The sequence below is a fragment of the Mycolicibacterium sp. XJ2546 genome (assembly GCF_053483195.1).
The window spans coordinates 44,746-57,053 of record NZ_JBEFRW010000017.1; the positions used below are offsets into that span (position 1 = coordinate 44,746).

The window sequence follows — 12,308 nt, forward strand, 5'->3', positions numbered from 1 at the left end:
TCAGCCGGCGGCCACCTCGGGCATCCGCGCCGACGGCTTGGTGGTGGTGTCTGCCTTGCCGTCTTTGATGTCGGCGGCGTACAGGTCGACGTACTCCTGCCCGGACAGGCGCATCAGCTCGTACATCACCTCGTCGATCACCGCGCGTTCGATGAACCGGTTACCGGCCAGGCCCTCGAACCGGCTGAAGTCCATCGGCTTACCGAACTTGACCTCGACCCGGCCGAACCGCCACATCTTGGTGCCGGGCGGGTTGACGACATCGGTGCCGATCATCGCCACCGGAATCACCGGAACACCGGTCTCCAGGGCCAGCCGCGCCAGGCCGGTCTTGCCCTTGTAGAGCCGCCCGTCGGGCGACCGGGTGCCCTCGGGGTACATTCCGAGCAGCTTGCCCTCATCGAGGATGCGCGCGGCGGTCGTCAACGCGGCCTGCGCGCTGTCCGCGTCGGTCCGGTCGATCGGCACCTGCCCGGCCACCGTGTAGAACCACCGGGTGAACCATCCTTTGATGCCCGTTCCGGTGAAGTACTCGGCCTTGGCCAGAAAGGTGATCCGGCGGCTGACTACCAGCGGCAGATAGAAGCTGTCGGCGACGGCGAGGTGATTGCTCGCCAGGATGACCGGACCGGAATGCGGAACATGTTCGAGGCCTTGCACTTTGGGCCGACCCAGCAACGACAGCACGGGTCCCATGAAGACGTATTTGAACAGCCAATACCACATGGGCCCTCCCGGTGACCGAACACCGGCCGGTGTTCTGGGACAACTTTACCTACGCGTTGTGGATGCGACCACAACGCCGGTGCACTGACGTGGCCATCACGTGTGCTCATTCTTCGACGTCGACCGGAATGTGCTGATAGTGGCCCGGCGTTGCGCCGTTCGGATTTGCGCTGTCCGGTGCCGGCGGGCTCGGCGGCGGCTCACCCGGTCCTGCACTGTTGTCGAGGACGGCGCGGACCACCGCCAGCAGCGCGACGCTGTGTTCGGCGATCACCGTCAGCAGCGGATGCTGCTCACCGGCCACCAGCGCCGCCAGCGCACACACCGGACACCACACCTGCTGGCACCTGCCTGCACCGTCCGCGAGTGCCCGCGCTGCGGCCAGTTTCACGGCAGGGTCGAGCCGGTCCAGGATGGTCTGGGCCAGCTGGCGCAGCTCCGGACCCAGCTCGGGATGTGCCCCACTCACTTCGGCCACACCTCCGGATTCGGTCGAAACCGCACTGTCAGTTCACACCCGCGCAGCTGCGCGTCCACCACGGTGCACCGGCGCAACACGGACGCCAGCCGAACCCGGCGGCGCAGGCCGCCGGCACCGATGATCAAGTCGTCGTCGACCCGACCCAGTGTCAGGGCCGCAGAATCGACCTGCGGCAACTCTAGTCGCATTCGGTAGATCGCTTCGAGGCCCGAGCCCGATTCCCGATCCACGATCGGCCGTAGCGGTCCCGGCGGCGGCGCCCCGTCCCTGTGCCTGGCGTTGTCGAGGAGTTCGCCCAGCGCTTTGGCTCCGATCGGTTCACCGGCCAGGTGGGGCACCATGACCAGTTGCACATCACCGATCGTGGTGTCGAGTTCCTCGAAGACGGCCTGCTGCTCGGCGATGCGTTCGGCGTACCAGTCGAACGCGGGATGATCGGGCAGGTTGCGGTATTCGTAGGAATCATCTTGCACCAGAAGCTGATTCACGATCAACTCTTCGACCCGCACACCCATAAGCGCCAGCGAACCCAGTGTGCGCACCGCCTCGGCGGCCACCACCCGCTCGGGCGTCATCACCAGGTGCGCGCTGACCCTCGACTCGTCGGCGAGCATCGCGCTCAGCTCGTCGGTGCCAGCGGCGATGCGCTCGAGCACGCCGACCACCGCGGCCGTGCGGGCGTTGTCGGCCGCGCCGGCCAGCCGCCGGTGCCGCGGCCACGCCCGTTCCAGGTACATACCGAACGTTGCGGGCAACGTGAGCATGCGCAGCGCATCGGCCGTCGACGCGCAGTCGACCACCACCCGGTCCCACTGCCCCGAGGCGGCCAACTCGCCGACCTCGTGCAGGCCGAGCACCTCCTGGACGCCGGGCAGAGCCGAGAGTTCTTCCGGGGCAATGTTTCCCAGTTCAGAGTCGGGAAATCTGGCCGAGATCAGCGCGGCGACGTCGCGCCAACGCGTCTCCAGCAGCGCCAACGTGTCCAGCGCCAACGCGTCGAGGAAACCTCCGCCACGGTCGGCTGTGCCGGTTTCCAGGTCGGCCAGCACCCGGGTCGGCTCTCGCCGCCCGGTCGGGGCGACCGTGGTGCCCAGCACGTCGCCGATCGAGTGCGCCTGGTCGGTCGAGATGAGAAGCACCCGAAGGCCCACACGGGCCTCGCGTACGGCGGTGGCGGTCGCCAACGTCGACTTGCCTACACCGCCCTTTCCGACGAACAGGCTGATACTGGCGGCAGCCGCTTCGGCGGGATCCCTCAGCTCACTCAGCCTCGACTCGTTTCTTCAGGTCCTTCAACGCGGTGTCTGTCAGGCGCCGTTCAGCTTTGCGCTTCAGCAGCCCGATCATCGGGATGATCAGATCGACCGCCAGCTCGTAGGTGACGTCTGTCCCGGATCCCTTGGGGGCCAGCCGGTACGCCCCGTTCAACGATCTGAGCAGCGAGCTCGACACCAGGCTCCACGTCACCGACCGGCGGTCCGGCGGCCACTCGTAGGTCAACACCATCGTGTCTTTGAGAACGGCGGCGTCGAGCACCAGCCGGGCCGTCTTGGGGTAGCCCTGCTCGTCGGTCTCCAGGACCTCGGTTTCCTTGTACTCGGCGACCCAGTCCGGATAGGAACCGATGTCGGCGATGACGTCCATCACCGTCGAGGGGTCGGCATCGATGTAGATCGTCTGCGCCGTCTTGTCCGCCACTGCTTCTTTCCTGGTGAAATTTGTCGCTGGCCAAAAATTTACCCTCCCCGCCCGGGGATGGCCGAACTATCAGGCCAGGCGCGATACGCCCACCGGGCGGGTGGCCTCGAGCCGCTGCTTGACCTCGAACGCCATGTTCTTTCCGGCCACGCGGCGTTGATGGTTCATCTTGGCCAGGTTCATCTTGGCCAGCTGCCACGCCGCCGCCCCCGACGGTTCGGCGTGCAAGAAGTAGTGCAGGATGACGCCGTCGAGGGCGGGCTCCAGCCAGACCTCCATCGTGCCGGTGAGCGCCCCGGTCACGCTCCACCGGTGCCCCAGCTCACCGCGGTCCTCCACCACGGTGAGTCGCAGGTCGGGCCACCAGCGCCGCCAGCTCGTCGGGTCGCCGACCGACCGTCCCACCTCGACGGGGTCGGCGGCCACGAAGGTCTGGTCTGCGACCTGGATGCTATTCATGACCTACCAGCTTCACATATGCATCCGGTTTCGCCGGCCGAGGCCGACTAGGCTGGGTACGGCAGAGTTGCCGAATGTCGAAAGGCCAGCACCGTGCGTGAGTTCAGCAGTCCCGCTTCGTTCACCGTAGGCGAGCACGACAACGTCGTACAAAGTGTCTTCGACCATGAGCGTGACGACCCCGACCATGTGATCTTCCAACGTCTGGTCGACGGGGTGTGGACCGATGTGACCTGCAAGCAGGCGGCCGAACAGGTTCGGTCGACGGCATTGGGTTTGATCGCGCGCGGCGTGAATCCCGGTGACCGCGTCGCGTTGCTGGCGGCGACCCGCTACGAATGGCCGATCATCGACTTCGCGATCCAGGCCGTCGGCGCGTTGACCGTGCCGATCTATGAGACCAGCTCCGCCGAGCAGGTGAAGTTCGTGCTGGCGAACTCCGGTGCGGTGCTGGTCTTCGCTGAGACCGACGAGCACGCCGACAAGATCGACAACCTCGTCAACGAACTGCCTGCGCTGCGCGAGGTGCTACGCATCGACGGCTCGGGTACGCCTGCGCTGGAGGCGCTGGCCGAGGCGGGTAAGTCGCTGGATGCCAGGCAACTCGAGGACCGGCTGGCCGGGATCAAGGTCACCGACCCGGCGACGCTGATCTACACCTCCGGTACGACGGGCACGCCGAAGGGCTGCCAACTCACCCACTCCAACCTGGTCTACGAGATCCGCGGTGCGAAGGACTGCTTCCCGGCGCTACTGGACAAGGGCGAGAAGATGCTGGTCTTCCTGCCGCTGGCACATGTGCTGGCCCGCGCGATCACGCTGTCCGCCTTCGCCAACAAGGTCACGCTCGGCTTCACCAGCGACATCAAGAACCTGGTCCCCACCTTCGCGGTGTTCAAGCCGACGCTGGTGGTTTCGGTGCCGCGGGTGTTCGAGAAGGTGTACAACACCGCCGAGCAGAATGCCCGCAACGACGGTAAGGGCCGGATTTTCGAGATGGCCGCCCACACCGCCATCGACTACAGCAGGGCCCAGGACACCGGTGGTCCCGGCTTGCTGCTGCGGGCGAAGCACGCGGTGTTCGATCGGCTGGTCTACGGCAAGCTGCGGGCCGCGCTCGGCGGCGAATGCCACGGCGCGATCTCCGGTGGCGCAGCGCTGGGCGAGCGGCTCGGCCACTTCTACCGCGGTGTCGGGCTGACCATCTACGAGGGCTACGGCCTCACCGAGACAAGCGCCGCGATCACGGTGAACCGGATCGACGACGTGCGGATCGGCTCGGTCGGAAAGCTGTTGCCCGGCAACAGCATGCGCCTCAACGAGGATCATGAGCTGCTGGTCAGGGGCGGCGTCGTGTTCGACGGCTACTGGCGCAACGACGAAGAGACCGAGAAGGTGTTCACCGACGGCTGGTTCCACACCGGTGACCTCGGCGCCATCGACGACGACGGGTTCCTGACCATCATCGGCCGCAAGAAGGAGATCATTGTCACCGCGGGCGGCAAGAACGTCGCCCCGGCGATCCTGGAGGACCAACTGCGCGCACATCCGCTGATCAGCCAGGCCATGGCGGTCGGGGACGGGAAGCCGTTCGTCGGCGCGTTGATCACCATCGACCCAGAGGCCATCGAGGGCTGGAAGCAACGAAACAGCAAGGGCGCCGACGCCTCGGTGGGTGACCTGGCCACCGACCCCGATCTGGTCGCCGAGATCGATCTGGCCGTCAAGGAGGCCAACCAGGCGGTGTCGAAGGCCGAGGGGATCCGCAAGTTCCACATCCTGCCGGTCGACTTCACCGAGGACACCGGCGAGCTGACGCCGACGATGAAGGTCAAACGCAAGGTGGTGGCCGAGAAGTTCGCCGCCGAGATCGAGGCGATCTACCAGACCGGCTAGAGCAACGCCGACAACCGCGCAGCCTGGGTGCGCCACTGCCAGTTGTCCACCACCCAGCGCCGGCCGGCCGCGCCCATCCGGGCCGCCCGGTCGGGATCTGCGAGCAGGTCGCTGACCGCTGCCGCGATGGCGCCGACGTCCCAGCCGTCGACCACTACGCCGGTTTCGCCGTCGCGCACGGTTTCCGGTGCGCCGCCCGAACGGCCCGCCACTACCGGGACCCCCGTCGCCGACGCCTCCAAATACACGATCCCCAACCCCTCGACGTCCAGGCCCGCGCCGCGGGTGCGGCATGGCATCGCGAACACGTCGGCCACCGCGTGATGGGCGGGCAGTTCGTCGCCGGGCACCCCGTCGGTGAAGAACACGTGCGACGCCACGCCGAAGCTGTGCGCCAACCGGCGCAACGACGCCCGGTACGGCCCGCCGCCGACGATGAGCAGCGCCGCGCCGTGGACGCGCTGGCGGATCGCGGGCAGCGCCCGGATCAGCATGTCCTGGCCCTTGCGCGGCACCAACCGCGACACACACGCGACCACCGGACGGTCGCTCAGTCGGTAGCGGGCGCGCAGTTCGGCACGCGCCACCTCGTCGGGCGCGAACCGGTCGGTGTCCACGCCCGGCGGCAGGTGCTCGAGCGCGGCGTCGGGTCCGAACGCCGACGCGAACCGGCTTCTGGTGTAGTCGCTGACGTAGGTCACCACGTCGACGCCGGATCCGATGCGCCGCAGCGCCGTTCGGGCCAGCGGTAGCATCGACCAGCCGACCTCGTGGCCGTGTGTGCTGGCCAGCACCCGTGTTGCGCCGCTCTGCCGCGCCAGCGGGGCCATCAGCGCCAGCGGCGCCGCTGCACCGAACCAGACCGTATCGGTCCGGTGGCGTTCGATGAGCCGGCGCATACGCATCATCACCGACGGTTCCGGCAGCATCAGGGTGCCCGGATGGCGCACCACGGTGTAACCGATCGCCGCGGCTTGTTCATCGAAGGCGTCGCTGTCCTTCCACTTCGGTGCGTAGACGGTCAGCGTGTGCTCACCGGTGGCGACCAGGTGGTTGACCAGCTCCTGCAGGTAGGACTGGATACCGCCGCGGCGCGGCGGAAAGTCGTTGGTGACCAACAGGACCCGGCTCAAACCATCACATCCGCTGCCGCCATCGCGCCATGATGGCGTCGGGGTTCTGGCCCAGCACTTCACGCAGCGCTGTCGCGGTGTCGGGGTGGCCGTGGCCGCAGGCGCGCAAGTACAGCTCGCGCAGTTTGCCGACCCCGTACTCGTCGGCGACAAACCGGCTGAACAGCCAGGCACGGTCGTAGGCCGCCGAGCGCTGCGGGCCCGCCAGTTCGGCGTCGGTGGGCAGCGTCGCGGCCACGCCGTCGGGGCGCGGCGTGACCGGGCGCGCCACGAAATCGGCGACCCCTTCGGTGAGCCACTGCGGGGCGTCGGCGGCCGTCTCGGCGCGGGCCGCGTAGTGAAACAGCTCATGCCGCAAGACGATTCGCAGCGCGGAGTCGCTCATCGTGTCGGCGGCTGGAGCGAACATGATCCGCTCGGCGGTGGTGGTGGCCGCGGTGTGGGGGCCACCGCCGCCGATCACCGCGAACTGCTCATCGGTGCCGGCGGCCACCACGACGATGTCGCGCGGCCAGTCCGGGCCCCAGAACGCGGTGACCGCGGCCGCGGCGTCGTCCATCTCGGCGGCGATCCGCGACAACAGCCGCGTCGTTCGCTGCGCTCCCATGCCGACCAACTGCACGGTGCGGCCGTCGCGCAGAACCTGGCTGCTCGATGCCGTGGTGGGAGTCGTCACCGACGCCGGTGTGGCCACCACCGGGCCCGACGCGGTGTCGAACCGTCCCACCAACAGCAGCGCGCTCAGCAGTTCGGCAAGAAGAACCGCGAACAGGGTCTTTCGGCTTCTGGCGCGTAGCGCCAGACGGTCAGTAGCGGCGGACGTTGTAGATCGGCGCATTGTTCACCGGGGCGACTCGCACCGGCGTGCCATACGTGGAGGCGTGCACCATCATTCCGTCACCGATGTAGATCGCCGAGTGCGACGCGTCGGAGTAGTAGTTGACCACGTCGCCGGGCTGCATCTGGTCCACCGACACCGATTGACCGCCTCTGGCCAGCGCCTGGCTGGAGTGCGGCAGCGAGATGCCGGCCTGTTGGAACGCCCACATCACCAGCCCGGAACAGTCGAACGCGTTGGGTCCGGACCCGCCCCACGAGTACGGCGATCCGATGCGGCTGAGCGCGGCCTGGATGACGGTCCCGGAATGCCCGCCCGTCGGAGGTGCCAGATCACCGGGCGGGATGGCGCCGGGCGCAGGCGGCGCGGCGATGATCGCGGGATCGCCGCCGGGCGGCAGCGGCGCGGGCACCGGAGGCGTCGGCGGCAGCGCGGCGAGCTCCTGACGCTGGTGCGGGGTCAGGGCCTCGTATTGGGCCTTGACGACGGCGATCTGGATCTGCAGCTGGCTCTGCTTGGCCTGCAGCTCGGCGCGCACCGCGGCGGCCTGTTCTGCGGCGGTCTTGGCGTCCGCGGCGGATTTCGCCGACGCTTGTTCGGCCAGCGCGGCCTTGGCTCCGGTTTCGCGGAAGTTCTTCATCTGGGCCGACATCTCGGCGGCCATCACCCGCTGCACCGACAACTGGTCGATGAGCCCCTGCGGTGAGGCGGCGGTCAGGATCGCGTCCATACCGTCGGTCCGGCCGCCCATGTATTCCGCTGCAGCAACCTTGTTGACCGCGGATTGAAAGGTTGCCAGCTGGGACCGGGCCGCTTCGAGCGCCGCCACGTCCCCGGCGTGCTTGGCCTCTGCGGCATGCTGCACTGCCAGCTTGTCATCCAAATCCAGCTGCGCCGAATGCATTGCTTCAGTGGCCTGCTCGGCCTGCCGAGAAAGTTCGTGAAGCTTTGCCAGCGCATCCTCGGCGGGATCGGCCTGCACACTGCCGGCCAGCATGCCGATGAGAAGCGCCAGGCTCGCTATCACGCCTACGGCCGGTCTACGCATTCGCGAAAAGACACGCGCGGGCAACTGATTGCGATGGAGCCTCAAGATGTGCGTCCTTCAAACTTCCGAGACGAAGCCGCTACGAACTGCTCTTAGGTCTCAAACAGGTTACGAAACGGCAACGGGCTTGTCCAACGAAGACGCCAATTTAGCAGCTGCACCAAGGTAATCGTTCGCCGCCTACAGGCGCGTGTCCGCTAGGCCACTCCAGGATCGCCGCGGCGACGGATCGGTACCAGCCGAAGCCGCGGCGCCATCCCCGCGTCGGCGAGGACCTCCAGTGCCCGGCGTTCGTCGTCGAGCAGGGTCTCGGGGGTGCCGAGCAAGACGCTCACCACACAGTCCCCACATCCGGGGCCGCGTACCGCGCAGTCGTCGCAGTCGATCTTCACCGTGCCCATGAACACTCCTCTCGGTCGGTGTTGCGCTGACGGTATCGGCGAGCACCGACATTTCCGGCGGGTCGCAACCCGATGCTGTCGGTGCCCCTGCCTACCTTCAGCGCATGGGCCAGCTGAGCTTCGCCGACGTGGATCCGCTGGCCGACCTGTCGTTGCACGACACCACGTTCGTGGTCGTGGACCTGGAGACCACCGGTGGACGCGCCAGCGGAGACGGGTACGACGCGATCACCGAGATCGGCGCCGTCAAGGTCCGCGGCGGCGAGGTGCTCGGTGAGCTGGCCACCCTGGTCGACCCCGGCCGCAGCATTCCGCCGCAGATCGTGGCGCTGACCGGGATCACGACGGCGATGGTGTGCGACGCCCCGAAGATCGACTCGGTGCTGCCCACGTTCTTCGAGTTCGCCCGGGGTGCGGTGCTGGTCGCCCACAACGCGGGCTTCGACATCGGTTTCCTGCGTGCGGCCGCCGAACGCGCCGACATCACCTGGCCGAAACCGCCGGTGCTGTGCACGGTCAAGTTGGCGCGCCGGGTGCTGAGCCGTGACGAGGCGCCCAGCGTGCGACTTTCGGCGCTGGCGCGGCTGTTTCAGACGTCCACCACCCCGACCCACCGGGCGCTCGACGACGCCCGTGCCACCGTCGACGTCCTGCACGGGCTCATCGAGCGCGTCGGCAACCAGGGCGTGCACACCTACCCCGAGTTGCGCACCTACCTGCCCGACGTCACGCCGGCGCAGCGGCGCAACCGTCACCTCGCCGCCGCGCTGCCGCACCGGCCCGGCGTCTACCTATTCCGCGGTCCGGCGGCTGAAGTGCTCTACGTCGGAACCGCCGTCGATCTGCGTCGCCGCGTCGGCCAGTACTTCAACGGGGCCGACTCCCGCACCCGCATCAAGGAGATGGCGTCGCTGGCCACCGCGGTGGACCACGTCGAGTGCGCCCATGACCTCGAAGCCGGCGTGCGTGAACTTCGGCTGCTCGCCGCGCACGCACCGCCCTACAACCGACGCTCGAAGTTCCCGCACCGGTGGTGGTGGGTGGTGCTCACCGACGAGGCGTTCCCACGCTTCGCCGCGGTGCGCGCTCCCAAGCACGACCGCGCGGTGGGGCCGTTTCGCGCCCGCGCCGACGCCGTGTCCACCGCGGCGTTGCTGGCCCGGTTCACCGGCGTGCGCACGTGCACCACGCGGCTGGGCCGCAGCGCGCTGCACGGCCAGGCCTGCCCCGAACGTGAGGTGTCGCCGTGTCCGGCCGCGCGGGGCGTCGACGCGACCGAGTACGCCGAGGCGGTGCGCCGGGCCGTCGACTTGATCGCGGGCTGTGACAACCGCACCCTGGCCCAGATCGTCGCCCACATCGGCGATCTGGCCGCCCGCAACCGCTACGAGACGGCCGCCCGGTTGCGCGATTCCGCGGCCGCCGCCATCGACGTGCTGTGGCGCGGTCAGCGGCTGCGCGCGCTGGCCGCCGTCGCCGAAATGGTGGCGGCCCGCCCCGACGGCGCGGGCGGGTGGCACCTGGCGGTGCTGCGCCACGGTCAGCTGGCCGCGGCGGGCACCGCGCCGCGCGGCGTGCCGCCGATGCCGGTGGTCGACGCGTTGTGCGCGGGCGCGCAGACCGTGATCGGCGCGCCAGCCCCGCTGGGTGGTGCGCTGGTGGAGGAGGTGGGGCTGGTCGCGCGCTGGCTGGGCAGGCCCGGGGTGCGCATCGTGCGGGCCGAACCCGGTTACTCCTCACCGGTCGGTGCGGCAGGACAGTGGGCCGGTTGGGCCGCCACTGCGCGGTCGGCACGACTGGCCGCCGAACAGAGCCTGGCGCCCAACGGGTTCGACGAGGGCTCAGAGCTTCTGCGAGAACCGCACCCAACGCGCGAGCAGCTGTTCGGCCGCTCCCGAGTCGATCGCCTCGGCGGCGCGGGCCAGCCCGGACTCCCACGCCGGCACCCATTTGGCGTCGCTGGCTAGTCCGGCGTGGGCCACCATCGCCCCAGCGGCGTTGAGCACCACGGCATCTCGCACCGCGCCCTGGGCGCCGCCGAGCACCGCGCGCACCTCGGCGGCGTTGGTTTCCGCGTCGCCGCCGACCAACTCGGACAGCTCGGCGCGGGCGAACCCGAACGCGGCCGGGTCGAATGTCAGCCGCTCCACGGTGCCGGCCTGCACCCGCCAGATGGTGCTCGTCGTCGTGGTGGTCAACTCATCGAGGCCGTCGTCGCCGTGCACGACGAGCACGCTGGCGCCCCTGGTGGCGAACACCCCGGCCATCACCTCGGCGAGGTCAGCCCACGCGCAGCCGATCAGCCCCGCCCGCGGTGAGGCCGGGTTGGTCAGCGGGCCAAGCAGGTTGAACACGGTCGGCACGCCGATCTCGCGGCGCACCACGCTGGCGTGCCGGTACGACGGATGGAACTGCGGCGCGAACGCGAACCCGATGCCGACCTCGGTGACGCTGCGGGCGACCTCGTCGGGTCCGAGGTCGATGCGCACCCCGAGCGCCTCGAGCGTGTCGGCCCCGCCCGACAACGACGACGCCGCGCGGTTGCCGTGCTTGACCACCGGCACGCCCGCCGCGGCCACCACGATCGACGCCATGGTGGACAGGTTGACGGTGTTGGCGCCGTCGCCGCCGGTGCCCACCACATCGACGGTGTCGGTGCCGATCACATCGGTAGGCACCCGACGCGCGTGGCTGAGCATGATGTCGGCCAGTTCAGTCACCTCAGCCGACGTCGGGCGCTTCATCCTCATCGACACGCCGAAGCCGGCGATCTGTGCGGGGGTGGCCGCGCCGGTCATGATCTGGTCCATCGCCCAGCCGGCCTGACCCGGTGCGAGCGCTTGACCAGTGGTCAGCCGGCCGAGGATCAGCGGCCACGTCGGGGATTCAGATGACTGCGCTCGAGAAGATGTCACCGCCAGATTATGCCCAATACGTCGACCCGGGTGGAGTTCGACAACTACAAAGCGTCATACTTGCTTCTGTGACGAGTGCTGTAGGTAGCTCCGGGACTGCAATCACGTCGCGAGTACATTCGCTGAACCGGCCGAACATGGTCAGTGTCGGCACCATTGTGTGGCTTTCCAGCGAGCTCATGTTCTTTGCTGGGCTGTTCGCAATGTACTTCACGGCACGCTCGCAGGCGGGCGGCGAGTGGCCACCCCCGCCGACCGAGCTGAACCTGGTGCAGGCGGTGCCGGTCACCTTGGTGCTGATCGCGTCGTCGTTCACCTGTCAGATGGGCGTGTTCGCCGCCGAGCGCGGCGACGTGTTCGGCCTGCGCAGGTGGTACTTCGTCACGTTCCTGATGGGCACGTTCTTCGTGCTGGGTCAGGGTTACGAGTACATCCACCTCGTCCAGCACGGCACGACGATCTCCAGCAGTGCCTACGGTTCGGTCTTCTACCTGGCCACCGGCTTCCACGGGCTGCACGTGATCGGCGGCCTGATCGCGTTCATCTTCCTGCTCGCCCGCACCCGGATGAGCAAGTTCACCCCGGCGCAGGCCACCGCGTCGATCGTCGTGTCCTACTACTGGCACTTCGTCGACATCGTGTGGATCGCCTTGTTTGCGACCATCTACTTCGTACGATGACCGGCTCCGCCGATGTCCGATGAGAAAAGGGGT

Annotated in this window: 12 protein-coding genes and 1 pseudogene; 3 read left to right on the forward strand and 10 right to left on the reverse strand. The window is 68.5% G+C overall.

Annotated elements, in window-relative coordinates; genetic code table 11:
- The 5 genes from ABQE44_RS21790 to ABQE44_RS21810 form a co-directional block, all read right to left on the reverse strand.
- The gene (locus ABQE44_RS21790) at positions 1-726 is read right to left on the reverse strand and encodes a lysophospholipid acyltransferase family protein (protein ID WP_448394238.1); all 726 of its coding nucleotides are present in this window, start codon (positions 724-726) and stop codon (positions 1-3) included.
- Between the two features lie 106 nt (positions 727-832).
- On the reverse strand, positions 833-1,195 hold the full coding sequence (locus ABQE44_RS21795; protein ID WP_448394239.1) for a hypothetical protein: 363 nt from the start codon (positions 1,193-1,195) through the stop codon (positions 833-835).
- Entirely contained in the window at positions 1,192-2,466 is a 1,275-nt protein-coding gene (locus ABQE44_RS21800; protein WP_448394319.1) for an ArsA family ATPase, read from the reverse strand. The genes ABQE44_RS21795 and ABQE44_RS21800 overlap by 4 nt, the downstream gene beginning before the upstream one ends.
- Before the next feature lies 1 nt (position 2,467).
- On the reverse strand, positions 2,468-2,905 hold the full coding sequence (locus tag ABQE44_RS21805; RefSeq protein ID WP_448394240.1) for an SRPBCC family protein: 438 nt from the start codon (positions 2,903-2,905) through the stop codon (positions 2,468-2,470).
- 69 nt (positions 2,906-2,974) lie between these two features.
- The gene (locus ABQE44_RS21810) at positions 2,975-3,364 is read right to left on the reverse strand and encodes a polyketide cyclase / dehydrase and lipid transport (protein WP_448394241.1); all 390 of its coding nucleotides are present in this window, start codon (positions 3,362-3,364) and stop codon (positions 2,975-2,977) included.
- Positions 3,365-3,457: 93 nt separating this feature from the next.
- Here ABQE44_RS21810 and ABQE44_RS21815 point away from each other — a divergent pair, with 93 nt between their 5' ends.
- Positions 3,458-5,260, forward strand: a complete 1,803-nt coding sequence (locus ABQE44_RS21815) for an AMP-dependent synthetase/ligase (protein ID WP_448394242.1) — start codon at positions 3,458-3,460, stop codon at positions 5,258-5,260.
- On the opposite strand, the gene ABQE44_RS21820 is transcribed toward ABQE44_RS21815, so the two are convergent.
- The 4 genes from ABQE44_RS21820 to ABQE44_RS21835 form a co-directional block, all read right to left on the reverse strand.
- On the reverse strand, positions 5,257-6,393 hold the full coding sequence (locus ABQE44_RS21820; protein ID WP_448394243.1) for a glycosyltransferase family 4 protein: 1,137 nt from the start codon (positions 6,391-6,393) through the stop codon (positions 5,257-5,259). The genes ABQE44_RS21815 and ABQE44_RS21820 overlap by 4 nt on opposite strands.
- Positions 6,394-6,397: 4 nt before the next feature.
- On the reverse strand, positions 6,398-7,231 hold the full coding sequence (locus ABQE44_RS21825; protein WP_448394244.1) for a peptidase: 834 nt from the start codon (positions 7,229-7,231) through the stop codon (positions 6,398-6,400).
- Positions 7,200-8,324, reverse strand: a complete 1,125-nt coding sequence (gene ripC / locus ABQE44_RS21830; RefSeq protein WP_448431870.1) for a peptidoglycan hydrolase RipC — start codon at positions 8,322-8,324, stop codon at positions 7,200-7,202. Before ripC ends, ABQE44_RS21825 begins: the two co-directional genes overlap by 32 nt.
- A gap of 152 nt (positions 8,325-8,476) precedes the next feature.
- Entirely contained in the window at positions 8,477-8,680 is a 204-nt protein-coding gene (locus tag ABQE44_RS21835) for a hypothetical protein (protein WP_448394246.1), read from the reverse strand.
- A gap of 104 nt (positions 8,681-8,784) precedes the next feature.
- Between ABQE44_RS21835 and ABQE44_RS21840 the strand changes: the two are divergent.
- Positions 8,785-10,584: pseudogene (locus ABQE44_RS21840) on the forward strand (DEDD exonuclease domain-containing protein); the annotation flags it as partial.
- Here the strand turns inward: ABQE44_RS21840 and trpD are convergent.
- Entirely contained in the window at positions 10,522-11,595 is a 1,074-nt protein-coding gene (trpD, locus tag ABQE44_RS21845; protein ID WP_448394247.1) for an anthranilate phosphoribosyltransferase, read from the reverse strand. The pseudogene ABQE44_RS21840 and the gene trpD sit on opposite strands and share 63 nt — an antisense overlap.
- A gap of 68 nt (positions 11,596-11,663) precedes the next feature.
- Between trpD and ctaE the strand changes: the two genes are divergently transcribed.
- Entirely contained in the window at positions 11,664-12,275 is a 612-nt protein-coding gene (ctaE, locus tag ABQE44_RS21850; RefSeq protein ID WP_427056651.1) for an aa3-type cytochrome oxidase subunit III, read from the forward strand.
- Positions 12,276-12,308: the final 33 nt, after the last annotated feature.